This window comes from Brucella sp. 22210, from assembly GCF_052045675.1.
Classification (GTDB): Bacteria; Pseudomonadota; Alphaproteobacteria; order Rhizobiales; family Rhizobiaceae; genus Brucella.
In genome coordinates this window covers 22,630-47,211 of record NZ_JBQEPD010000026.1, presented here as the reverse complement: position 1 = coordinate 47,211, position 24,582 = coordinate 22,630, and the positions used below count along the sequence as shown (strand labels likewise).

Sequence of the window (24,582 nt, the reverse complement as noted above, 5' to 3'; positions counted from 1 at the left end):
TCGCCTTCGTCATCGACGCATTCGACCGCGAAATCATCGCCTGGACGGCGGTTGCCAATGCAGGCATTTCCGGCTCAGACGTGCGTGACATGATGTTGGAGGCGGTCGAGAAACGCTTCCATGCAACACGAGCCCCGCATGCTATCGAGCATCTCTCTGACAATGGCTCGGCTTATACCGCGCGGGACACGAGGCTGTTTGCTCAAGCACTCAATCTGACGCCCTGCTTCACGCCCGTGGCCAGCCCGCAGTCGAACGGAATGTCCGAGGCATTCGTTAAAACCCTGAAGCGGGATTACATCCGTATCTCGGCACTACCGGACGCCGAAACGGCGCTCCGTCTCATCGATGGATGGATTGAAGACTATAATGAAATTCATCCCCATTCCGCGCTCAAGATGGCTTCCCCTCGGCAGTTCATCAGGGCTAAATCAACCTAGCCGACGTGTCCGGCGAAACGGGGTGCACTCCAATTTCCAACAATACACTCTCAGCACGGTCACCGGCGATAGAAGTTGCCGAACTGCTGAAGCGCACGGCACTATCCGCATGGCCTCGCATCGACGTCGCAACTCTATCTGGCAGTCGCTGGGTCTGTTTCCTCGAGCAACACAGTTCAGAGCCGCTCGGCGATGATCTGAAGGCACTCCTGACGGGTCAGGAATATGAACCGGGACCGACAAAGGACTTGCCTGTGATCGTCGGTCAGGCACGACTGTGGATCGAGAGGCATCATGTATGAACGCGATCATCCATGGCTTCTGCTTCTGTTGCCAGTACCGCTGCTTCTCTGGTGGCTTCTGCCAAGCCATCGGGTATCGACCGCTTCAATCAGACTGCCCTTCTTCAAAGATGTCGCACGAGCAGCAGGTGTTGAACCAACGGTGGGATCGATCATTCCGCGGCGAAGCTGGTGGCAGATCGTCCTTGATCTACTAGCTTGGGGCTTGCTGGTTCTGGCGCTTGCCCGGCCGCAACTCATCGAACCGCCGATTACCAAATCGATACCGCAGCGCGATATATTGCTAGCGCTCGATCTTTCCCGATCGATGGATACGCGCGATTTTGCGACACCAAGCGGTGCGTTGGACACGCGGATCAATGCCGTCAAAACAGTGGTAGCCGACTTTGTTGCAAGGCGGGCATACGACCGGCTGGGGTTGATCGCCTTTGGCGACGCCCCTTATCCGCTAGCGCCGTTCACGATGGACCACGATTTAATACGGACAATGATCGGCTCTCTCGTGCCGGGCGAAGCCGGTCCCAGAACCGCAATGGGCGACTCCATCGGCCTTGCTATTCGCATGTTCGAGAAATCGAATGTGCCCGAGAAAGTGCTTATCCTGCTCTCCGATGGCAACGATACTGCAAGCAAGATGCCGCCTCTAAAAGCCGCAGAAATCGCCAAAGACGACCACATCGTTATTCACACTGTCGCAATCGGTGACCCAAACGCCACCGGCGAGGATAAGGTCGACATAAAGACATTACAGGCCATCGCCACGCAAACGGGTGGGCGCTATTCCTTCGGTCAGGATCAGACCAGTCTGGCCGCCATCTACGATATGCTGGACAGTATAACGCCACAGGAACAGAAAGAGTTGTCATGGCGACCGCGTCGGGAGCTGTTCCAGTATCCGGCAGCACTCTCATTGATGATATTGATCTTTTCTCTTTGCCTTAGTGTTGCACAGGCACGAATGGTACGGAGAGCAGCGACATGACCTCCGACTTTCACTTCCTGCGCCCCGCCTGGCTAATTTTATTGATACTGCCGCTTGTCCTGGTTTGGCTTGCCGCGCGGTCTTCAAACGTCAAGCAGAAGTGGAAGAACATGATTGCTCCACATCTGCTCGAGCGACTGGTTATCGAAGGAGACAGCAAGCGGCGTTTTCAGCCAGCGACACTTCTGGCTCTCATTATGGTCATCATGATCCTCGCAATCGCCGGTCCAAGCTGGGATAAGGAAACACCACCTTTCGTGCATGACACGGCATCACTGGTGATCGCGGTCGATCTTTCACAAACAATGGATGCCATTGACGTCAGCCCCAGCCGCATCGAAAGGGCCAAGCTCAAAACCCACGATATTCTGGCAAGTCGCGCCGGGGCTAGAACAGCTGTGATCGCTTACGCAGGCACAGCACATCTGGTTTTGCCCCTCACCGATGACGCCGATCTGATTGAATCCTATACCGATGCGCTTTCAACGGGCATCATGCCGCGTCCCGGAAAGGATACGGGTGCAACACTTACCCGCGCAGCCCAACTTTTGAAAGATGACGGTTCTTCCGGAACAATATTGTTCATGACAGACGGAGTAGAAACCTCAGCCATCAAATCGCTGGGCGATGAACGGGATAATGGCGTTGTGGTGTTGATCATCAGTACGACGGATGGTGGGCCGATCAAGACCGGCGACGGCGGCTTTCTTTCATCAGACAGTGGTACGCGCCTCGTTACCAAACTCGATACTGAAAGCATGGCGCAACTGCGCGCCTCAAACACTATTGCAGTCACAACCGTCACTGACGACGATGCCGATGTTCGATGGATTACGGCACAGATACAGGGAAACTTTGCACAACAACAATCGGATAAGGAAAGCCGATGGCGCGACAGCGGATGGTGGTTTCTCATCCCGGCAGCGCTGCTGTTTGCCCTCACGTTCCGACGCGGCTGGGTTGTCAGACTAGGCGGCGTGATCATTGCCATTTATTTAATCGGAAACGATCCGGCAAACGCTGGCTCCTTCGAAGATATGTGGCTGACACAGGACCAGCAGGGACGAATTGCTTTTCAAAACAAAGATTTTTCCAGAGCTGCAGAGTTGTTTCGCAATCCTATGTGGCGTGGTGTCGCCGAATACCGGGCCGGGAATTATCAGGAAGCCATCAATGCATTTGCCGTCATCGACAGCCCGCAGAGCTGGTACAACCAAGGCAATGCGTTGGTGCATCTGAAGAAATTCGCCGAAGCTATTTCCGCATACGAGAAAGCACTTCAGGCAAACCCAAATTCGGAAGATGTTCAGGCCAATCTCGCGACGGCAAAACGTCTCCTGCAAGCACTGCAGAAAGAGGAGCAGGATCAGACAGAAGATCCCGATTTGAAGCCTGATAGTGTCCAGTTTGATGACAAGGGCAAACAAGGCAAAGATGTTGAAATTGCCATGTCTGAACAAACTTCTCAGATGTGGATCAAAAACATTGCCGTCAGCCCGGCCGCTATGCTGGCACGCCGGTTTTCGATTGAAGCAGAAGGCGGGACCAAATGAGGATTCTGTTTCGTCTCATCGTTTTCGGCCTGCTTCTGACAACCCGATTTCTCGTCAGTGATGCCGCAGCGCAGGAACCCATCATACGTGCCAAGATCGAAGAAACCGGCACAATCGTGCCAGGCCAGCAAGTTCATCTCGTTCTGAATGTGCTTGCTCCGGGTTTCTTCACCTCGCCCCCACAATTCCCCCTGTTCGCACTGCCGCACGCTCTGGTGACATTGCCTGATGAACGATCCCAGAACGTCACAGACACCATAAATGGCGTTCAGTTCAGCGGTATTCAAAAGCGCTATTCTATTATACCCCAAGTCAGCGGGAGTTATAGCATTCCCGCAATCGAGATTTCGTTCGACTATCTTGAGGATGGAAATCGCAAGCACACAACCGTGACGAGCGCACCGCTGTCCTTCAGCGTCGGCGCTGCCCAACAGGATGGACAGCCTGAATTTGCTGCCGGGTCTCTGGAACTGACACAAAGTTTCGATAGGCCACCGGATAAATTGCAGACCGGAGACGCTCTGGTCAGAACACTTACTATTACCGCAACGGATACGGTGGCGATCACCATTCCGCCTGTCAATGTTGGCGCCTCACAAGGCTTGGACCAGTATGTAAAGCCGGCCACTGTGACGGACAATGTTGCAGCGGGGCGACAAACAGCAAGTCGACGTGTCGAAACCATCGTCTACACGGCTTCCAAGCCTGGCACTTTCACGCTACCGGCGGTTTCCTATCGCTGGTTTGATGTGCAATCACAGCAGGTTCAGATCGCAACTTTACCGGCGGCTACCGTTACGGTCGCTCCAAATACAGCGAAATCTGCGACATCCGTTGAACCCGCAGACAAGAACATGCCAAGTCGGCAGGTGCTTTGGATATTGGCGTTAGCCGTACTTATGATCGCTGTCGTTCTGGCCATCGCTATGCGATATCGGGCGCGGCTTTCGAAGCATCTGCACAAATGGAATGAGCGGCGGCGAAACTCGATCGGCAGGCAGAGACGACAGACACTTCGCATTATCAAAACGGGGGATTATCCACAAATCAACGCTGCGCTGGAAGCCTGGACTCGTCGCAAGGGATACGCCTCCCTTGAAGATTGGGCGCGGGCAGCAGGTGACACGTCACTGGTTGCGCAAGTCGAGATCCTACAACGACAGCTTTATGGAAATAGCGCCCCGGAAGAGATTGATCGCCGTATCCTGGCTCGCGGCGTTGAGAACCGTATATCGTGTAAAAGCACCACAAAGCCACCTGCCCTCGTCGCGTTGAACCCCTGATGCACTTTCCTGATTTACCGTAACGTACTTCCCGTCAGAGAGGCACAAAGGCAACCTCTGTACAATTTCGCGGAGGATGACGATGGGTATGAACGCTTCGAGCAAACGTTATTCCGAGCAGGCTTCAGATGAAATGGCCTGGATACCAAGCGGGACGTTTCAGATGGGGTCGGACAACCATTATCCCGAGGAAGCGCCGCGACACCCGGTAAAGGTGGACGGATTTTGGATCAGCACAACACCTGTCACCAATCGCCAGTTTTCCCGCTTCGTTGAAGAAACGGGATATATCACGATGGCAGAGAAAGCACCCGATCCTGATGACTATCCCGGCGCCCTGCCCGAAATGCTGCGCGCGGGCTCACTTGTGTTCACGCCGCCAAAGCGGATCGAAGGTCGCGATATAGGCCAATGGTGGAAATTCAAATTCGGAGCAAACTGGCGCAAGCCATTGGGCGGGCTCAGCGATTTGCGCGGCAAGCTCGATCATCCTGTCGTTCACATTGCCCATTGCGATGCGCTTGCCTATGCCCAATGGGCAGGGCTTGATCTGCCAACCGAGGCAGAATTCGAGTTCGCAGCCAAAGGCGGGCAAGAGGACGTGGAATATGCGTGGGGCGACGAATTGATGCCAGATGGCGTTGCCATGGCCAACACGTGGCAAGGCGTATTTCCCGTGAAAAGCACGAAACCAGCAGGGCGTGAGCGAACATCTCCAGTCCGGTCATTCCCCGCGAACGGCTATGGCGTTTACGACATGATCGGCAATGTCTGGGAATGGACCAATGATTACTGGACAACGCGACATGCGGAACCGGCTGCAAGTCCCTGCTGCATACCCAGCAACCCCCGTGGGGGCGAAGCATTGGCGAGTTTGGACCCACAACAACCCGATATCCGCATCGCCAGACGTGTGCTGAAGGGCGGCTCTCACCTCTGCTCACCTGATTATTGCCGCCGCTATCGTCCGGCTGCGCGCCATGCAGAACCCGAAGACACATCCACAAGCCATGTCGGATTTCGGTGTGTGAAAAGGCCAACGAACTAGGGGGAAGTTCATGCGTTTTCTTACGCTGTTAGTGCTGATCGTCACATCGCAGATATCTACATCAGCATGGGCCGCAGAGCTTTCCAACTGGAATGACAGTAAATCCAGACAGCAGATCGTTGACTTCGTCGAGAAGGTAACGAAGGAAGGCAATACAGATTATGTAGCACCTGCTGACCGAATTGCCGTGTTCGACAATGACGGTACGCTCTGGACGGAGCAACCCTATTATTTTCAGCTGGCCTTCATGCTGGACCGCGTCAAGGCACTGGCTCCCGATCATCCGGAATGGAAGACGACAGAGCCGTTCAAATCCATCCTCAACGGCGATCTGGCAGGCATCGCGAAAAGTGGCGAGAAGGGCGTGGTGGAGCTTGGCATGGCAACCCATGCCGGCATGACAACGGACGAGTTCAACAAGATTGTCACGGATTGGTACGCAACGGCAAAACACCCAAAGACAGGTAAGCCCTTTACGGAAATGACATTCCTGCCCATGCGCGAGCTGCTTGATTATTTGCGTGCTCATGACTTCAAGACATTCATCGTGTCTGGCGGTGGCGTGGAGTTCATGCGTCCCATGACCGAAAAGGCATATGGCATTCCCACTGAGCAGGTGATCGGCAGCAGTATCAAAACCCAATATGCTGTCGAGAATGAACAGCCCGTCCTGAAACGCTTGCCGGAGGTCGATTTCATCGATGATGGTCCCGGCAAACCGGTGGGCATCAATCGCATCATCGGCAAGAAACCGATTTTTATCGCAGGCAACTCCGATGGTGATTACGAAATGCTGCGTTGGGGCACCACCTCTCCCAACAGCCTCGGCATCCTCATCCATCACACCGACGGAGACCGGGAATATGCCTATGATCGGCAGTCGTCATTCGGCAAGCTGGACAAGGCTCTGACCGAAGCGCCGAAACGAAATTGGGTCATCGTCGACATGAAGAATGATTGGAAGAAGGTCTATGCCTTCGAATGACCTTTCATTCCACGTGCCATCATCTGCAGTCCATAAACACTCAAGGAGGACTCCAATGCCGATCAACAGGCGCATTCTCCGATGTACAGTCAGCGGGCTATTCTTGCTCGGCATGATTGCTATATCTGCCGCACAAGACGGCAAGGCTGCTTCCGACAGGATCGAACCCGCTTCGATTCAAGCCTTAGAGAATATGGGGAAGCATCTGCAATCCTTGCAGAAATTTTCCCTCGAATCTCAAACCAGTGTGGACGCCGTTCTGGATACCGACCAGAAACTGGAGATTGGTGACGAGATTACTTATGAGGTTGAAAGACCGAACAAACTCCGTATCGATCTGAAAACCGATGTGGTGCAGGGTGAGTTCATTTATAACGGAACGACGTTCACCTACGTTTCGCCAAACAGCAATACTTATGCTCAGGCTCCAGCACCCGCGACGATCAAGGAAACGCTTGAAGAAGCCGCTCAGAAATATCATCTGACTTTCCCATTGGCGGATTTATTTGCTTGGGGCACACCAGACGCGCCTATCAAAGAGATTGTCGAAGGCTTTCACGCTGGTAATGCAACGGTGAATGGCAAGCCAACGGATCATTGGGCTTACCGCACCAGTGATCAGGATTTCGAAGTCTGGATTGCTTCAGACGGCCCACCTTTGCCCCTCAAGGTCTCGCTTGTGGATCGTGACGATCAGACCCGCCCGCGTATGACAGCTGTTCTCAATTGGAACGAAACGCCCGATATTCAGGCGAGTGTTTTTGAATTCACGCCACCGCCCAACGCGCAAAAGCTCCGCTTCCTGGAAGAGGGGAATCCGCAATGAAACTATTTCGTATCACGATAGGACTTTTGTTCGCCACGGCTATGATTGCCCCCCAGATTGCCGAGGCTCGTGGAACCTTTGGCGGGCGCATGCCGCGCATGAATTTGGGCGGCGGCGGAATGCATGGCTTCGGTGGTGGCGGAGGCTTTCATGGTCCCCGGATGGGCGGCTTTAACGGGCCAGCACATTTTGAGCCCCGCTTCAATCCATCGGTGCCGCGCCCTCGCGGTGGCAATGTTCCGCATGCAAGAACGGCGCCGGGCCTGCATCCAGCGCATCATCCGGTGCCGGCTCCACATCCCGGCCCCTATCCAAAACCTCATCCGGCACCGAAACCACATCCCGGGCCGGGTCCTGCTCCACACCCGGGTCCCGGGCCAGTTCCACCCGGACCTGGGCCGCATCCTTTGCCGCCCCCGCCTCCCCCACCGCCAGGTCCATATTGGCCGGGTTATTGGAATGGAGGTTGGGATCCGGCAGCCGCGGCCATAGTTGGCACCGCCGCAGCCGTCGCTATTGGCACGGTCATCGCCAATGTTCCGCCAGACTGCACCAATGTTGCTGTCAACGGAATAAACTACAAGGATTGCAACGGAAACTGGTTCGAGCCGAAGTATAACGGACATTCCGCCGTCTATGTTGCAGTGGCTCCGCCAAAGTAGCTAGAAATGGTTGCCCGCTTCATCACTACAGACGGAGCGGGCGACCTGCCGATGCCTTTAACCAGTTCGTCAGAGATGTGGAAAGGCAACCTTACCGCAGAAAACTCCTCGTGGATTGCCTATCCATTTGTGGTAGACTGCAAGGAATTAAGGTCCGATGCAGATTTGTGACGGCTTGGCGTAAGGAGTTTCAGGCCGATGAGGCAGATCAATCGTTGTGTGTACAGAGGGGTAGCATTGGCCTGCCTGTTTGTGACCTCCAATGTCATGGCTGCCGATCAATCAACTTCCTCCGCTCCGCTAGAACCGCGCGGCTGGATCATTACACTCGGGGCTGGCACCGAGTATGGCCCGTCTTACGAAGGCGCGCACGATAAGTCGTTCAGCTTTGTGCCCTCCTTCGATATACGTCGCCTTGGTGAAGCAGCAGACCTCAGCGCTCCCGACGACAATATCGACTATTCGCTGTTTGAATTGGGTGGCGTCGAGATCGGACCGGTTGTCAGTCTTCGCGGCAATCGCAAACCCTCTGACGACCCAAGCCTGCAAGGGTTGCACGAAATCCGCTGGAGCGTGGATGCAGGCGCGTTCGCACAATATTGGGCCATTCAGGACAAACTGCGCTTTCGTGTCGAAGCCCGACAGGGATTACGGCATGATGACGGCTTTGTAGCCGATCTGGGGGCCGATTGGTTTCAACGCGCGGGCAAGGATTTGATTTTCTCGGTGGGCCCTCGCCTTTCCTTTGCCAACGCAACCTATATGCAAAACAATTTCGGCGTGAGCGCTAATGAAGTGGCAAATGGGGCTCTATTGCCCGCCTATGATGCACGCGGAGGTGTGAAATCGGTTGGCGTTGTGGCAAGTGTCACTTACCAGCTAACCGATACTATGAGCATTCAGGCTTATGACAAGTTTGAACGGCTGGTGAGCGATGCCGCCGACAGTCCAATTGTCACGCAAGGCGGATCACCCAATCAAAATTCCATCGGCATCATATTGAGCCGGTCATTTGAGCTCCGGTTCTGATAGTTCTTCTTCAACCTGTTCAGCGGTGGAGACCAGCCAGACCCCTGACAGAATGAGGATGGTTCCCGCTATCTGCAAAAGATTGGTCGGTTCCTGAAACCAAAGCCAGCTGACGGCGAGCACCGCCACATAGCTGATGGCTGAAATCGGAAAAGCCTTGCTGAGATCGAAATCGGCAAGCACTTTCATCCAGAAGAAGAAGCACGCAATTTCCACCGCCACGGCCGCCAGCATCCATGGCGAAGTTGCCGCAGCGATTACCCACCCAAAGCCTGCCGTTGTGATCTCATCTAGATGTTCGGCTGCAAACTTGACGAAAATCTGCGCCAATGTGTTGAAGACCGGAATGGCGATCCAGAGCGAGACGTGACTTTTCACGACTTCGCCTCCTGTGTTTCATCGATGGCAAACATCGGTGAAACCAGTTTCAACACGGCCTGAATTATGGGATTGCGATGCCGGAAAAACATCGTATTGCGCGTCAGACGACTGCCAAGCCTGACCTTGTTCTCATAGTACGCCTGCCCGCTTTGATAGCGGCGCATACCGTGCTTGAGGCAGTATTCCAGATTGTTGAACCAGCTGAGATAATAGAGATTGTATTTGCGTCCAACCTCTACATCCATACAGAAGAACTTGTCGATCAGCACCTGTTCATCGCAAACGAAAATGTTCGCTGCTAGAATTTGCTCTTCCACCTTGTAGACGGCACAGAAAGACCGTCCGCGCATCTGCCGTAATATTCCCGTGAAATAGGCGCTGGTGAGCGCTTCAAACTGCCACTCGCTTCGTTCCCGCGTGTGATTATAAAGCTCCATGAAACGTGGCAAAAAATCGGTAATATCCGAGTGATACTCAACAGTAACTGGATCACGGCTGCGCAATTTGCGGCGCATATCCTTGCGTGTTCCAGGTGAAAGCCGCGCCAGATAGTCTTCGATCGAAGCAAAGTCTATGTCCAGCCACGCGGTTGCCAGACCGGGCATGACGGCATAACCACCCGCTGCAAACACCGTTTGCAAGACAACGGGAAGTGTTTCAGGCACATCCTTGATGCCACGAAGGGCGCAGCCTTCAGCATCGGCCATTCGGTTAAAGCCTTCGAGGAGTTGCTTTAGCAAAACCGGCTGCATCTCCGGTACGACGGACATATGAAAGCCGGGGGTTCCAATTTCGGTACAGGGCGAGCCAAGACAGGCGAGACGCAATGTGAGAAAGCTCGACCAACACCGCCTGACGCCGCGCACCAGCCGGCGCATACGCCCCTCCTCCAATGTCGTATCGAGTTGATACTCCGTCAGAAAAGCGGGCATTGCGGCAACAATGCGCTCGTTTTGAACAATCGTGACATATCGCCAGTGGAAACCCTCAATACCAGCCTGTTCGACCGCTAGCAGATAGTCATAGTTTTCGATTTCGTTGGGAAAACAGTCATTCCAGGCCTCGCGACCGATATGGGCTATGGAGGCGACAACGCGCGTTTCAGCAAGCGCAGTCTTGCCGATGAGTACAGGCGTGCACGCTGGCAGTCCGTCAAACAAGCTCGCAAGCATTCTGCCCCTCGAAATAGCTGGCGGTGAAATCCGCGACTGAGCGATGCTGCCGATCCACATGAATCATGTGATAGCTGTCCTCAATCCAGTGCAGACTGTTTGGTGCTCCCAGATGCCGAGAGATATATTCTGCCTGTCGTGGATTGCTCAGATCATCTTCGCGCGCGTGGAGAATGAGTGTCGGGGTTCGAATGGCAGGAAGCTGCTGTCGAAATGCTCGTCCCAGACGATACATTTCAATGATCCCGGTCCCGGGGAAATGTTCCAGCACACCTTCTGCCGACATGCCTGTCATGAGGCGGCGCAACCGATCATCCTTGATGCCCATTGCCGGAGTTTCGGAAAAATTCAGGCGATTGAGAAAGGGTACATGCGCCAGCCAGCCGATTTGCCGGGATAGAAATGGATAGAAGAAGGGCACCGCCCAGCCATCATAATGAAAGCACGGAGAATAAAGTGCGACAGCCTTTATGGAATCTGGATTGCGATGCGCAGACAAAAGCGCCAGCTTTCCCCCCACACAAATACCAGCTGCATAGGTGGTGTCCGCATAGGCTTTCAGCTTTTCCGTCGCTTCATCGACACTATCAAGCCAGTCGCGCCAATGGCTTTTGCGAAATGACGCTTCGCTTTCTCCGTGTCCAGCAAGAAGAGGCGCATAGACCATAAAGCCCCGTCGATTGAGAAGGCGCCCGACCAGGCGCATCTCCGCCGGAGCACCCGTCATGCCGTGAACCAGTAACACGGCCTGCCCGTTTGTTCCCGGCATAAAGAATGAAAACGGATCGGAGAGATTCATGAATTCTACTTTCTCAAAGCCCTGTGAAGCCGACGCAAACGACGCCAATTGTGATCAGAGAAACTCCGAAGGCGTGCCGCTGATTGATCTTTTCGGAAAAGAATAAGGACCCGGCAGCGACCATCGCCGCGTAACTCAACGCCATCAAGGGAAAGGCGATTGACAGAGGAACCTGTTCCAGCACCAGCATCCAGCAGAACAATTCCACCGCCCAGAAAATCACACCCAGCCACGTGACCGGCAGCAAAAGGGTTCGCCACATGTCGGGCGCGCGATCCGCCGCAAACTTGAAGCAGACTTCACGCCCCACTTCCGTAAGGATGCAGAAAATCACCAGTGCCAGCATCGACAAGGAAAGCGTTCCGGTCATTGCACCATCATCCCGCTCAATGCATGCAGAAGTTGGTGATTGAGTGCGCTGTTGACCGCGATTGTGTGCTCCATGGCATCGGGCCCGGCGGGCTGATCAAGCATAACCTCGATATTTTTCGCGATCCGGTGGGCAAACGATCCGCGATAATTGGGGCGCGAATAATCACCAATCACATCAGCCCCGACGATGCGATGACGTCCGCTGATCACCCGCAGAGCCTCCAACAGAAACGGCAACCGCATCTGCCCCTGATCCCAGTTCGTAACGGCCTCGTCGCGGGCCAGAACATCCTTGTCTATGGTGATGTAGACAGCCTCAGTCCCAACACGCGAGATCAGACGCGGTAAGAATTCCGTCTCTCCACAATCGGCAATCGTTCGCCAATCAATGTAACCCCCTCTGTGGGAATGGCTCGCTCCAGCACCATAATTGTACCAGACACGGCTGGGTGCATGGTCGTAGGGATAAAGTTCGAGCCGCTCGTCCCTCAAAAGTGACAGATTGGCACCTTTCCATTCCGGTAGGTTCAGGTCGCTACTGCACACACCCAGGGTAATGATCTTCTTCACCAGAGGATTTGCAGCAGCCCGATTGACCCAGGACCCACAATGCACACCATTTTTGAAACGAACCCAATCGGGGTGATTGTCGAAATGGATCAGTGTGATCGGCTGACGCGATTGTTCCAGCGCAAGTTCAAGCAACAGAGATGTGACGTGATGAAAATCACCAGAGCCCATGAAGAACAGGGAAGCCTCTCCACCCCGCTTTGAGAAAGCATCCGATAGCTGCTTCTTCAACTTGGCCAAGTCATCCGGGCGGGCCCAAAGGCGAAGCAAGTCGCCTTCAGCCTTAGCCATGATTTCGGACGCGCCAGCATCGCAGCACGTCCTCATAAAGTCGGACTGCAGCTCCAGCGCGTCATCGAGATGAAGAAGATGGAGCTGCATTTTTGTTACCGCTTTGCTGCGCGCACGAAGAGCTGATCGAGCAGTGTCAGCGCTAGATCGATCTCTTCGCGGGAAATCAGCAAGTTGGGAGCCAACGTGATAACATTCTTGTGGTAGCCGCCAACGTCGAGCACGAGACCATAGTTCTTGCCATTAACAGCAAGGTCTCCCTTCATGCCTTCATCGCACATCCAGTCAAGCGTGGCTTTGTCTGGCGTGTAACTGTCTTCCTGACAAACTTCCAACCGGAGCGCGAGGCCGAGACCATCGACTTCGCCGATTGTCTTGTGTTTTGCCTGAAGCTGCTTCAGTCCATCGAGGAAGTAGGCGCCCTTCTCCATGATCGTGGCGCCATAGTCTTTCTCTTCTTCCAGCATCCGCAACGTCTCAAGCGCAATAGACGTGCCCATGGGGTTGCTTGCAAATGTGGAATGAGTCGAACCGGGAGGGAAAACACCCGGATGGATCATGTCTTCACGCGCCCAGATACCTGACAACGGATTGAGGCCATTGGTGATTGCCTTGCCGAACACCAAGACATCCGGATTGACACCGAAATGTTCAATCGACCACAGTTTACCGGTGCGATAGACCCCCATCTGAATTTCATCGACCACCAGCAAGATGCCGTGTTCATCGAGAACTTTCTTCAGTTCCTTGAAGAAGTTCATCGGCGGAATAACATAGCCACCAGTGCCCTGTATCGGCTCCACATAGAAGGCAGCGAATTCCGACTTGCCAGCCTTCGGATCCCAAACACCATTATACTCGCTTTCGAACAAACGAGCGAATTTCTGAACGCAATAATGCCCGTACTCTTCCTTGCTCATACCCTTGGGGCCACGGAAATGGTACGGAAACTCGATGAACTGCGCGCGATCAGAGAAATGGCCGTAACGACGGCGATAACGATAGCTCGATGTGATCGACGACGCACCCAGCGTACGTCCATGATAGCCGCCTTCAAAGGCAAACATCAGGCTCTTGCCGCCGCTGAAATTGCGCACCAGCTTGAGTGAATCCTCGACAGCCTGCGATCCGCCGACATTGAAATGTACCCGGCCTTTAGTGCCGAACTTGCGTTGCGCGTCCTGCGCAATCAAGGCCGCGAGTTCCACCTTCTCGCGGTGGAGATACTGCGAGGCGACCTGCGGCAGCGTATCAAGCTGGCGATGTGCAGCTGCATTCAAGCGCGGGTTGCGATAGCCGAAGTTGACTGCCGAATACCACATCTGCAAATCGAGAAATGGCGTCTCTTGCTCGTTGAACAGAAATGATCCTTCGCAACCGGTGAAAAACGCGGGATTTTCCGAGTAATGGACCGTGTCACCATGCGAGCAATAAAGCTCTTCAAGCAGACGCAGATCGCTTTCAGTTTCAGCAACAACCGAATAGGGTTGGGACGAATTGGAAGTCACAGTCTTGTTCATGGATGTGCTTTCTGGGAATGATAGTGATTGTCTTTGCAACAGGCGCATTTTGAGCGTCGACTTGCTGCTCGTGAGCAGATTTGCCGTTACGAAGGTTGGGACTTATAGGTCTGGGAACTCAGCGAGACAGGTGATTACTCAAGCAGCAGCAAACCTCTGGGGGAACTCCTCTTCCCGCAATGCGGGCAACAGGCCGCGCAGACTTCGCGTGACATCATGAAAGCCGTCATAGGCTATGAACGGGATATTCTGGTTGCGGCAGTGATCCGCCAGGGCTTTTTTGGCGAAGATTAGTTCTGGTCGGTCGGACACGCAGAAGTCCGACCGACCATCGCCAACGTAGACGCGAGGGACGGCAACATCGAGAACTCTGCATTTGCAGACGCCTGATGCAGCCCGACATCCACTGTCGGCGTAAGGAGAAAGGAGCGCGTAGCTATCACGTCCGACATGTTCGGTTACCACAAAGCGGTTGGCGATCACGGGCAATGAGTCGAGGCCAATCCGCGAAAGAATGCGCCGGATAAAGTAGTCCACACCATCGCTGACAATGGTAACGGCTAAGTTTTCCGATTGGCAGAAGGCGACGAATGCAATGAAACCGGGATCGATCTCGATTTCATCCAGGACCGCATCGAGTTCATCACGACGCGCATCGATCAGGGCAATCTGCTGGCGCATGCAGGCACCGGAGTCGATCTCGCCCGCAGCCCACTGTGCCTCGATTTCTTCCCATGATGGATCGGCAAGACGAGACAGAACATAATCCGTTGCATCATGCGTCGAAATCGTTCCGTCAAAGTCACAATATACATGCATCTAATCGGCCTCTGCTAATTGACAGGGCTTCTAGCAGCCGTAACTGAGGCGATGCTGATGGGAAAATGAAGCGAAACTGAAATCTCGCCTATTTTCTTAAAAAATCTGCATTTTATGCAAAGAAATTCAGCGCCGGGACGAGGCCGCAGCCGCTTTACCAATAACGAGGTCGACGCGCAAACCCCGGCCATTTGCAGGCACATCCAGCGACACTTTCACCGAAAGGCGCGCAGCAATATCCGCGACGATGGCGAGCCCCAGTCCCGTTCCTTCCTCCTGCGGGGAGCCAACACGGTAGAACCGTTGGAACACGGCTTCTCGTTGTTCCGATGGAATACCAGATCCAGTATCACAGATCGTCAACAGCCATTCCGTTTCACTCGCTTCATGGAGCGAAACGTGAATGTCGCCCTCCTCCGGCGTATATTTGGTGGCGTTTTCGATCAGGTTCTCAATAAGCAATCGTAACAGTGGTTCGTCGGTATCGACCCATGCATCTTCCCTACCATCCAGGGTGATCTCGAGACGTTTTTGTCGAATGACCGGCCCCAGTTCGGCCAGAACGGATGCGGCCATGTCATAGAGATTGAACCGACTATACTGAACCTGTTGGTAGCTGACACGTCCGGCCTGCAGAAGCTGTTCAATCAAACGCATTGCCTTTTCGTTGCTTTGCACGAGGCTGGCGACGATGGCTTTCCGCTCATCTTCATTATCCGATTGTTGCAACATCTGGAGCAACAACTTCAAACCTGCATGAGGCGTGCGGAGCTGATGCGCAGCATGGTCAGCAAAACGCCGTTCGGCAGTCAAAGAGCGATCCAGCTTGCTCATCAACTGGTTGACGGACCGTCCAAGAGGCGTGAGATCACGCGGCAATCCATCCGTTGGGATGAACGAGAGATCGTCCGATGAACGGCTGCGTATCTGATTGATGAGTCCGTAAATCGTCCGCAATCCGCGCCGGATGCCGAACCACATCAACAATCCGATCAAGGGAACAAGGATCAGCAGCGGGATGACGAGATTGAGCAGAATGTTGGAGACCAGTGTATTGCGCAGTTCGGTTTTCTCACCAACCTCAACGACAAACTGGTCCCCCGGTATCTGGAGCGTATAAATCCGCCAGAGTTCCCCGTCATAGACGACATCGGACAAACCGCTTCCCGACAAGGGCTGTTCGGGACGAAATGCCGTTGTAGAATAGACAGCGATCCCTCCGTTCTTCCAGACCCGAAACATATGCGCATCCGCATAGTCGTCGACGTCTTCGTTCAACGCCAGCTGATCCCCCATGGCAAAATCGAGGTCCTTGAACTGACGCGCCTCATTGAAATTGTGCTTTTGCAGCGGCTTCTGCAGCAGATTCCACAGCACATTGGCATCGTTGATCAGCTGCGCATCATAGATATGATTGATTTCGCGCAGCGCGCTCTGGAAAGCGAACACGCCGATAATAACCAGTGCGATCAGTATTGTCGGAACAACGCGGATGAACAGGCTCCACGTCAAAGTGGGCTGTTTCATCGTTCAACCATATATCCGACACCGCGCATCGAGGTGATGAATTCCGATCCCAATTTCTTGCGCAGATTGTAGATAATCACCTCGGTCGTGTTGCTTTCAATCGCGCTTCCCGCACTGTAAAGCGCATATTCGATATCGCGCTTGGTCACATATTTACCTGCGCGTTCCATCAACAACTTCAGAAGCTGAAACTCTTTCGCGGTAACGGGAATTGGACCATCGCTTCCGCGAACAACCATTGCCGCCGGATCAACTTCAATCGGACCGCTTTTCAAAATACTGTCTGCACGACCGTCGCGCCGTCGCATCACCGCACGCAAACGGGCGAGCAGTTCTTCCAGATCGAATGGTTTGGTGAGATAGTCGTCGGCGCCACTGTCCAGCCCCTCGACCCGTTGCTGTGGCAGATCTCGAGCCGTCAATAAAAGGATCGGTATGCTGTTGCCGGTTTGCCGGACTTTCCGCAGAACATCAATGCCACTCAGTTTCGGCAAATTAACATCGAGCACCACAATACTGTAGTCGAGCGTCGCCAAGGCCTCGACCGCCGCCTCGCCGTCCTGAACCCAATCGACGCCATAAGCATGTTTCTCAAGTACTTGAGAGAGAGAACGCCCTAATATAATGTCATCTTCAACAAGTAAGACGCGCAAGATTTTAACCTTCAGCCATGAAGAATTCGAATTCTTAGCCCGGCCATTCCGGCAATTTTACGACAGTTATAAGAGCTGCATCGCGAATTGGCGCGCAGTCATTAGCTTATCCCCTCTCAATAACGCGAATATGCTGTCCACCGCCAATATCGATGAATTGCGTGGGCGGCGGCACCTCATGAACATCATGTTTGCCGAAACTCTGCGGATAGAAAGCATAGCCTTCGGGTGCTTCGGGAGCGGTTCTGTCATCCAGAAGACGCCCTCCGGAAAGCTCGGTCATTGGGTCGGGAATGGCTGAAATCAATCGTCTTGTGTAAGGATGGGTTGGATTGGAGAAAATCCGGTCCCAAGGGCCACTTTCGACGATCTGTCCAAAATACATGACCGCCACCCGGTCGCTCATATGTTCCACGACGCTCAGATCATGGCTGATCATGATGTAGGATAGGCCCAGCCTTTCCTTCAGCTCCAGCAATAAATTGATGATCTGTGCACGAATAGAGACGTCGAGCGCAGAGACAGGTTCATCGAGAACAATTACCTTCGGATTGAGCAAAAGCGCCCGCGCAATCCCGATGCGTTGACGCTGGCCTCCGGAGAATTCATGCGGAAAACGTTTCGCATGCTCAGGCTTCAAACCGACGAGGCGCAATATCTCCTCGATCCGCCCATCCACCTCGCTGCGCGATGCCACGCCATGAAGCCGCAACGGAGCGGCAAGCGAGGTATATACCGTCTGACGCGGATTGAGCGATGCAAACGGATCCTGAAACACCATTTGCGCCATCTGCGCGCGTTCAAGCCGCGATGGTTCGTTTCTGCCCGTGATCGGGCGACCTTCAAAGTAAATCTCGCCGCTGGTCGGTTTCTGTAACCCCACGATCGAAAGCGCGAGGGTGGATTTACCGCAGCCGGATTCACCCACAATCGACAGGCACTCACCCTTGTTGAGCGTCAGGCTGAGATTGTTGACGGCGCGCAGCAGCTGTCTGGAACGGCTGAAGACGCCACCCGAGACAGGAAAATAAACGCATATATCGTCTATGGTGACGAGCGGTTGCGTTGTTCGGGTCGAATGCATGTTATTCATGATGGAAACACCTCACCACACCCGCATCCTGCAGCGGCGTCCATCCCGGCTTTTCGGCGCGACATAGTTCTGTTGCGCGCGTGCAGCGCGGTTCAAACCGGCATCCTTTTGGAAAGGCGGAGATGGATGGCACAACGCCCTCGATTTCCTGCAACTGGCGTTGTCCTTCCTTCTGGCGCGAGCCGAGCCGAGGCAGCGACGCCAGAAGGCCGTGCGCATAAGGATGCGACGGATGCTGGAACAGACCAGCAGTTATGCGCTCCTCCACCAGATGCCCCGCATACATGACACCAACACGGCGGCACATTTTGGCGATGACACCAAGGTCATGGCTGATCATCAGCACGGACGTGCCCCGCTCAGCGCAAAGCTCCTGCATCAGACGCAGGATTTCGGCCTGTACGGTCACGTCAAGCGCTGTGGTGGGCTCGTCTGCAATCAAAAGATCAGGATCACAAGCCAGTGCAATCGCAATCATCACGCGCTGGCGCATGCCGCCCGACATCTGGTGCGGATAGTTCTTCACGCGTTGATCGGGTGCAGGAACCTGCACATTTGCCAGCGCTTCAACAGCTTTACGTTCGGCCTCATGCCAGGTCGCGCCTTGATGCAGTACAAACATTTCCGCAATCTGCCGCCCGACAGGAGACAGAGGATTGAGCGCGGTCATTGGCTCCTGAAAAATCATCGCGATGCGACTGCCGCGCAGTTTGCGCATTTCGCGCGATGACAGACTGTTCAAATCCTGTCCGTTGAAGCGGATGGCACCGCCTGTGACCGACAGAGGTTTGCGTAGCAAGCCGATCATCGACAACGCGGTGATGCTCTTGCCGCAACCGGATTCACCGACGAGACCGAAGGTTTCTCCCGCGCCAATGGTGAAGGATACATCTTCAACCACATTGTGACTGGTGGAGCCGGACACGATATCGATACGGAGGTTTTCCACCTCCAAAAGTGCTTTTTCGCTCATACCTTGCGTGTCCTCATATGCGGGTCGAGCCAGTCGCGCAGGCCATCGCCGAAGAGATTGAGGCCAAGCACGGTGAGGAAGATCGCCACGCCGGGGAAAATAGCTGCCCATGGCGCGTTGACGATAAGCTCGCGCGCGTCGGTCAGCATATTGCCCCAGCTTGGGTCAGGCGGACTGATGCCAAGCCCGAGATAGGACAGTGCGGCCTCGGCGAGAATGGCGTCGCCCATACCAAGCGTACCAATGACAAGGATCGGGCCGATCATATTGGGCACGATTTGCGTGATCATGATGCGGATATCACTATAGCCCAGCATTTTTGCAGCCTGCACGTAACCCTGCTTCTTGAGTGAAAGCGTTGAGCTGCGGGCGATGCGGCATGTCCAGGACCAGTTTGTCAGACCAAGCGCCAGCAAGAGGCTGGGCAGGCCGGGGCCGAGAACCGCCATAATGGCCAGCGCAAAGATCAGTGACGGGATTGCCAACATGAGATTGGTCAAGCCGTTGACGAAATCATCCCACCAGCCACCGAAATAGCCAGCCGAAATGCCGAAGCCAAGACCGATCACTGTGTTGATGCATTGCGAGACAATGCCGACTGTCAGCGACACCTGCGCGCCGTAAAGGATACGTGAGTAAACGTCGCGACCTTGCGCGTCTGTCCCGAACCAGAACTGGGCATCGGGCGGCAATTCGGCATTCATGAGATCGGCATCAAGAACCGGATGATAATGGGCCAGCAGCGGCGCAAAGACTGCCGCTGTCAGAATGATGATGCATACGAGCCCGCCGAATATGAGATTAAAACGCAGCTTCATTGGCTTACTCGTGGCTGATGCGCGGGTCGATGACCGCGTAAAGAATGTCGACGATCGTGTTGATGACGAGGAACCATAAGACGATCACGAGAATTGCGCCTTGCACAACAGGAATATCGCGCAGTGAAACGCTATCGATCAGCAAGGAGCCAAGGCCGGGCCACGAGAAGAGCTTTTCAACGACGACGGCCTGCCCCATCATCGAGCCGAATTGCAGACCGATTGTCGTTATGATCAGCACAAGCGCGTTGCGCATCACGTGCCATTTCACAAGCCTGAAGCTGTTCATGCCCTTCGAGCGTGCGGTGCGCATGAAATCAGCGCCCATCACTTCCAGCACTGCAGCGCGCGTTGTTCGCGCCAGCAGAGCCAAGGGTGCTACACCCAAAGTCAGCGCGGGCAGAATGATATTGCGTATGCCGCCGTCGCCATAACCGAAACTGGGCAGCCAGCCGAGCGTTAGTGCAAACAGGTACATCGCCAGCAGGCCGAGCCAGAATTGCGGCATTGAAAGCCCGGAAACCGCACCGATCATCGTCGTGCTATCAAGGATGCTTCCGGGCTTGAGTGCGGCGAGAAACCCCAGCGGCACGCCGATCAAGATTGCAAATCCCATTGCTGCGAAGGCAAGTTTCAAGGTCGGCCACATGCGCTCCTGAATGAGCGTAACGACCGGCTGTCTTGAGCGATAGGACGTGCCGAGATCGAACTTGGCGAGTTGAACGAGATAGTTGCCGAAGCGCACGTGAACGGGTTTGTCGAGGCCGAATTCCTGCGTGATTTTTTCGACCAGTTTCGGGTCGCTCATGCCTTTGCCGCTGGCAACAAGGCCGGTCGCGATGCTGCCGGGAACAACACTGAATATGACGAAAACCAGCAATGACACAGCCAGAACTGTCGGGATCATCTGCAAGACGCGGCGCACAATGAAATAGAGCACGCAGTCCTCCTTTCGGATCAGCGACGAAACGCTGGAGCAAAGGGGATATGTGGCCCGCTCGTTAACGAGCGGGCCGATCAATGTGAACCGGAATTAGCGACCGGACGGAACCGTGTCGTCGACCCACAGCTTTTCATAGGACTGAACAGCAATTTCCGCCGCATTCGGCTGTAGACCATGCAACCATGGCTGATGCGCAAGGACGGCCTTGTTGTAGTTGAAGAACCAGACCGGCGCTTCTTCCTGCAACAGATTATTGGCCTTCTTCAGAAGTTCATTCTTCTCTTCTTCAGTCTTGGCAGCCTTCGCCTCATCGACAATCTTGTCGAATTCCGCATTGGAGAACTTCTGATAGTTGCAGGCCGACTGCGGCGTCTTGGAATAGAAGCACTGCATCGCGGTCAGTGCGTCCGGGCCGCTTTCCAGTGACCACATATAGGCCTGGAAGTTACCTGCCGGGACGACATCTGCAAGCACCGATGCTTCGACAGGCTTTGCCTTCACCTTGATGCCGACTTTTGCCAGCATCGGGATGATCGCCTGAACAATGGTCAAGCCCCAGCTTTCATTCTGCGTTGCAGTCAGCTCAAATTCGAAGCCATCCGGATAACCGGCCTCTGCGAGCAGCGCCTTTGCTTTTTCAGGGTCATAAGGATAGGGCTTCGCATCCTTATCAAATGCAGGCGACGAGTTCGGAAGCCAGCCGACCGCACGGTAGGCCTTGTCCTTGACGAGACGCTTGATGATCAGATCGCTGTCAATGGCGTAATTGATCGCCTGACGAACGCGCTTATCCTGAAACGGCTTGAAATCGGGATTGAAGCCGACTGCGCGCGTATAGGCTTCGGCCACTTCCAGCATATTCTTCGCGAGTTCCGGGTCCGCGCGATAGGTGCTGTATTGTGCTGGTCCGAGCACCGCCACGTCGATTTCCTTGTTGCGGAAAGCAACGTCTCGTGCAGCCGCATCACCCATGATCATAATATTGATCTTGTCGGCATAGGGTTTGCCCTTGTCGTAGTACTTATCCCACTTCTCAACCGTCAGACGGGATCCGGGGACATATTCGGCAAATTTGTAAGGTCCAAGCCCGATCGGGTGACGCTGAAACTCCTCGCTGTCGCCCCGTCCGGCCGGATAAATCGCCGTGTTGTTGTACATAAACTGATAGCCGGGATCGATTGGCTGCTTGAGCGTGATTTCCAGCGTATGATCGTCAATCTTTTTCAGGCCCGAGATTTCCTTGGCCTTGCCCTGCGCATATTCGTCCGCACCCTTGATTTCGGCAATGTAACGCGCCGGAGGCATGGCCTTCTTCGGGTCCATCATCCGGGTATAGCTCCAGATGATATCGTCTGCCGTCAGCGGCTTGCCATCATGAAAAAATGCGTCCTGACGTAGCTTATAGGTATAGACGAGTTTATCGTCAGATACGCTTACATCCGTTGCGAGACCCAATACGGGTTTGCTCTGATTTGCATCCCAATCATAAAGTGAACGATGGATAGCTTTGGCGTAAAATTCATCCTGTGTTGCAGGCGAGGACTGGATATCCAGCGTCGAGAAACTATCGCCATATGGCGCGACAAAGTTGATGACACCGCCAGAGCGCGGCGCGTCATCGGCAAAAGCCGCAGTTCCCGACAGCAATGCGACGGACACCGCCGCAAGCAACGCAAATTTCCTCATGATCTTCCCCTTTTGTTTTTTGTAGACCCGATGAATGAACGTATTCAGGCAGCGCAACCGAAGCGTCGCTGCCTGTTCTCCCTATGAACGTTCGAACACCACGTCGCCTTCGCGAATGGTGAGCATGCAATGCGTATCGTTGAGAATTTCCTCCGGCTTTGCCGTGAGCATGTTGCGCGAGAAAACCGCAATATCCGCCGCCTGTCCCGCAACCAGCTTGCCTTTGACGTTTTCAAGCTTCTGCGAAAAGGCGCCATATTCGGTGTAGACCTGAAGAGCCTCTTCAATGGTCACGCGTTCACGTGCATCCATGACCGTGCCCTTACCCGTTTCGCGCGTCAGCATCGAATAGATGTTGGGATAAGGATTTGGATGGCAGACCGGCGCATCGCTTCCCGTCGCCGGTTTAAAGCCAAGGTCTTTCCACGTCTTGAGCGGGTAGCTTGAAAGCGCCCTCTCCTCACCCAGAACGGAAATATAGGCATCACCAAAATCATAGATGAAGACTTGCTGCGGGCATGGATAAATACCGGCTTTCTTCATACGCTCGTGCTGTTCTGGCGTCGAAAACCCGCAATGTTCAATACGATGACGGCGGTTCGGGTCGGGATAGGCGGCAAGCGCTTTCTCATAAGCGGTGATGAGCTGCCCGATAGCCGCATCGCCGATGGCGTGGCAGGCCAGCTGATATCCCTTCTTATGGGTATCCAGCACCAGTGCTTCCAATTCCGCAGTCGGCAAAATCTGCACGCCAATATTGTTGTCATCACCGAGATAGGGCTTGCTCATCCAGGCGGTGCGACCGCCAGCAGAACCATCGAGGAATATCTTGACCGCGCCAACGGTCAACATGTCATCGCCGACACCAGAGACCAGTCCGGCTTCGTAGCATTTTTCAACGATTGAAGGGCCTGGGTCGCCCAGCAGAACAAGCCATGTGCGCACGGGCAGCCGCTTTTGCAGCTTTGCAATGTTGTAGGCGCGAATTTCGTCAAAGCCCGCAACCTGACCGACCGCCGCATCCATGACGCTTGTAATGCCATAGGAAAGCAGCAGATTGCCCGCAGCCTCAATAGCTTCGATCATTTCTTCAGTGGTCGCAGTCGGGATAGCCTTGCGAACTGCGCCTTGTGCGTTCTCGGCAACCATACCGGTGAGAACACCGTTCTGCTGCTCAATCAGACCGCCATCCGGCACGGGCGAGTTTTCGTCGATACCGGCCAGCTCAAAAGCCTTCGAATTGAAGATCGACACGTGGCCACAGGCGCGCACCAGCATGACAGGATGGTCTGGCGCAACCGCATCGAGTTCCGATTTATACGGGTGGCGACCAACATCAAGCTTGGTCTGATCGTAACCACGCGCCTTGATCCATGTGCCAGGGGGAACCGTCGCCGCCTTTTCACGGATTGCGCTGAGCAGGCTTTCGAGCGTGGGTGCGGCGTGGGCGGTTGCGTCAAGCCATTTAAGCGTAAGCCCGACCGATATGAGATGGAGGTGAGAATCGTTCAATCCCGGTGTGGCGAAACGACCTTTCAGATCGATCAGCCGTGTCTTGTCGCCCTTAAGGCCCCAGAGCTGATCTTTAGTACCCGTGGCAAGCACCTTGCCTTGCCAGATTGCCAGGGCTTCAACTGTGCCCTCTTCGTATCCACACCAGATCGTGCCGTTATAAATTATGGTATCAGCACGCATTTCGGGCATTACAGACATTCAGCGATCCCCTCCCTAAGTTACCGCTTTCATAGAACTATTGAGCAGAGTTCCACTGATGTATCAACCGTTCAAGCCGTGGATTTGACAAATTTTTTGGGAGCAACTTGAGCAAAGTGACGAACTTGCCGACGGTTTGACG

At 54.4% G+C, this 24,582-nt stretch carries 25 protein-coding genes; 10 read left to right on the top strand and 15 right to left on the bottom strand.

Annotated features, from left to right (window positions below; genetic code table 11):
- The 10 genes from ACTJKP_RS21785 to ACTJKP_RS21740 form a co-directional block, all read left to right on the top strand.
- Positions 1-440 (top strand): integrase core domain-containing protein (locus ACTJKP_RS21785; protein ID WP_440631580.1); only part of this gene is annotated, 440 nt, incomplete at its 5' end.
- A gap of 5 nt (positions 441-445) precedes the next feature.
- A complete protein-coding gene (locus ACTJKP_RS21780; RefSeq protein WP_440632143.1) occupies positions 446-742 on the top strand; it encodes a DUF4381 domain-containing protein in 297 nt (98 codons plus the stop codon).
- Positions 735-1,724, top strand: a complete 990-nt coding sequence (locus ACTJKP_RS21775) for a VWA domain-containing protein (RefSeq protein ID WP_440632142.1) — start codon at positions 735-737, stop codon at positions 1,722-1,724. The genes ACTJKP_RS21780 and ACTJKP_RS21775 overlap by 8 nt, the downstream gene beginning before the upstream one ends.
- On the top strand, positions 1,721-3,277 hold the full coding sequence (locus ACTJKP_RS21770) for a vWA domain-containing protein (protein ID WP_440632141.1): 1,557 nt from the start codon (positions 1,721-1,723) through the stop codon (positions 3,275-3,277). The genes ACTJKP_RS21775 and ACTJKP_RS21770 overlap by 4 nt, the downstream gene beginning before the upstream one ends.
- A 116-nt stretch (positions 3,278-3,393) precedes the next feature.
- Complete coding sequence (locus tag ACTJKP_RS21765; RefSeq protein ID WP_440632140.1) at positions 3,394-4,560, top strand: BatD family protein; 1,167 nt, start codon at positions 3,394-3,396, stop codon at positions 4,558-4,560.
- A gap of 82 nt (positions 4,561-4,642) precedes the next feature.
- Positions 4,643-5,608 (top strand): formylglycine-generating enzyme family protein, encoded by a 966-nt coding sequence (locus ACTJKP_RS21760; protein WP_440632139.1) that lies wholly within the window; start codon positions 4,643-4,645, stop codon positions 5,606-5,608.
- Positions 5,609-5,618: 10 nt separating this feature from the next.
- Positions 5,619-6,593 (top strand): HAD family hydrolase, encoded by a 975-nt coding sequence (locus tag ACTJKP_RS21755; protein WP_440632138.1) that lies wholly within the window; start codon positions 5,619-5,621, stop codon positions 6,591-6,593.
- 55 nt (positions 6,594-6,648) lie between these two features.
- On the top strand, positions 6,649-7,419 hold the full coding sequence (locus tag ACTJKP_RS21750; protein WP_440632137.1) for a DUF2092 domain-containing protein: 771 nt from the start codon (positions 6,649-6,651) through the stop codon (positions 7,417-7,419).
- Positions 7,416-8,081: a hypothetical protein gene (locus tag ACTJKP_RS21745; protein ID WP_440632136.1), complete on the top strand. Its 666-nt coding sequence runs from the start codon at positions 7,416-7,418 to the stop codon at positions 8,079-8,081. The genes ACTJKP_RS21750 and ACTJKP_RS21745 overlap by 4 nt, the downstream gene beginning before the upstream one ends.
- Before the next feature lie 198 nt (positions 8,082-8,279).
- The gene (locus tag ACTJKP_RS21740) at positions 8,280-9,110 is read left to right on the top strand and encodes a MipA/OmpV family protein (protein WP_440632135.1); all 831 of its coding nucleotides are present in this window, start codon (positions 8,280-8,282) and stop codon (positions 9,108-9,110) included.
- Here the strand turns inward: ACTJKP_RS21740 and ACTJKP_RS21735 are convergent.
- The 15 genes from ACTJKP_RS21735 to ACTJKP_RS21665 form a co-directional block, all read right to left on the bottom strand.
- The gene (locus ACTJKP_RS21735; protein WP_440632134.1) at positions 9,090-9,488 is read right to left on the bottom strand and encodes an EamA family transporter; all 399 of its coding nucleotides are present in this window, start codon (positions 9,486-9,488) and stop codon (positions 9,090-9,092) included. The genes ACTJKP_RS21740 and ACTJKP_RS21735 overlap by 21 nt on opposite strands.
- On the bottom strand, positions 9,485-10,663 hold the full coding sequence (locus ACTJKP_RS21730) for a GNAT family N-acetyltransferase (RefSeq protein WP_440632133.1): 1,179 nt from the start codon (positions 10,661-10,663) through the stop codon (positions 9,485-9,487). The genes ACTJKP_RS21735 and ACTJKP_RS21730 overlap by 4 nt, the downstream gene beginning before the upstream one ends.
- On the bottom strand, positions 10,644-11,462 hold the full coding sequence (locus ACTJKP_RS21725) for an alpha/beta hydrolase (RefSeq protein ID WP_440632132.1): 819 nt from the start codon (positions 11,460-11,462) through the stop codon (positions 10,644-10,646). The genes ACTJKP_RS21730 and ACTJKP_RS21725 overlap by 20 nt, the downstream gene beginning before the upstream one ends.
- Before the next feature lie 13 nt (positions 11,463-11,475).
- A complete protein-coding gene (locus ACTJKP_RS21720) occupies positions 11,476-11,832 on the bottom strand; it encodes a permease (protein ID WP_440632131.1) in 357 nt (118 codons plus the stop codon).
- Positions 11,829-12,785 (bottom strand): arginase family protein, encoded by a 957-nt coding sequence (locus ACTJKP_RS21715; RefSeq protein ID WP_440632130.1) that lies wholly within the window; start codon positions 12,783-12,785, stop codon positions 11,829-11,831. Before ACTJKP_RS21715 ends, ACTJKP_RS21720 begins: the two co-directional genes overlap by 4 nt.
- A gap of 5 nt (positions 12,786-12,790) precedes the next feature.
- Entirely contained in the window at positions 12,791-14,215 is a 1,425-nt protein-coding gene (locus tag ACTJKP_RS21710; protein WP_440632129.1) for an aspartate aminotransferase family protein, read from the bottom strand.
- A gap of 138 nt (positions 14,216-14,353) precedes the next feature.
- Positions 14,354-15,034 carry an MtnX-like HAD-IB family phosphatase gene (locus ACTJKP_RS21705; RefSeq protein WP_440632128.1) on the bottom strand — a complete coding sequence of 227 codons (681 nt, stop codon included), beginning with the start codon at positions 15,032-15,034 and terminating at the stop codon, positions 14,354-14,356.
- A gap of 126 nt (positions 15,035-15,160) precedes the next feature.
- On the bottom strand, positions 15,161-16,561 hold the full coding sequence (locus ACTJKP_RS21700; protein WP_440632127.1) for an ATP-binding protein: 1,401 nt from the start codon (positions 16,559-16,561) through the stop codon (positions 15,161-15,163).
- On the bottom strand, positions 16,558-17,214 hold the full coding sequence (locus tag ACTJKP_RS21695; RefSeq protein ID WP_113534845.1) for a response regulator transcription factor: 657 nt from the start codon (positions 17,212-17,214) through the stop codon (positions 16,558-16,560). Before ACTJKP_RS21695 ends, ACTJKP_RS21700 begins: the two co-directional genes overlap by 4 nt.
- 106 nt (positions 17,215-17,320) lie before the next feature.
- Positions 17,321-18,307 carry an ABC transporter ATP-binding protein gene (locus tag ACTJKP_RS21690; RefSeq protein WP_440632126.1) on the bottom strand — a complete coding sequence of 329 codons (987 nt, stop codon included), beginning with the start codon at positions 18,305-18,307 and terminating at the stop codon, positions 17,321-17,323.
- Positions 18,300-19,280: an ABC transporter ATP-binding protein gene (locus ACTJKP_RS21685; protein WP_440632125.1), complete on the bottom strand. Its 981-nt coding sequence runs from the start codon at positions 19,278-19,280 to the stop codon at positions 18,300-18,302. The genes ACTJKP_RS21690 and ACTJKP_RS21685 overlap by 8 nt, the downstream gene beginning before the upstream one ends.
- The gene (locus tag ACTJKP_RS21680; RefSeq protein WP_078340669.1) at positions 19,277-20,098 is read right to left on the bottom strand and encodes an ABC transporter permease; all 822 of its coding nucleotides are present in this window, start codon (positions 20,096-20,098) and stop codon (positions 19,277-19,279) included. The genes ACTJKP_RS21685 and ACTJKP_RS21680 overlap by 4 nt, the downstream gene beginning before the upstream one ends.
- Before the next feature lie 4 nt (positions 20,099-20,102).
- Positions 20,103-21,038, bottom strand: a complete 936-nt coding sequence (locus ACTJKP_RS21675; protein WP_440632124.1) for an ABC transporter permease — start codon at positions 21,036-21,038, stop codon at positions 20,103-20,105.
- A gap of 93 nt (positions 21,039-21,131) precedes the next feature.
- Entirely contained in the window at positions 21,132-22,727 is a 1,596-nt protein-coding gene (locus ACTJKP_RS21670) for an ABC transporter substrate-binding protein (protein WP_440632123.1), read from the bottom strand.
- Between the two features lie 81 nt (positions 22,728-22,808).
- Positions 22,809-24,431 (bottom strand): amidohydrolase, encoded by a 1,623-nt coding sequence (locus ACTJKP_RS21665; protein ID WP_440632145.1) that lies wholly within the window; start codon positions 24,429-24,431, stop codon positions 22,809-22,811.
- Between the last annotated feature and the right edge of the window lie 151 nt (positions 24,432-24,582).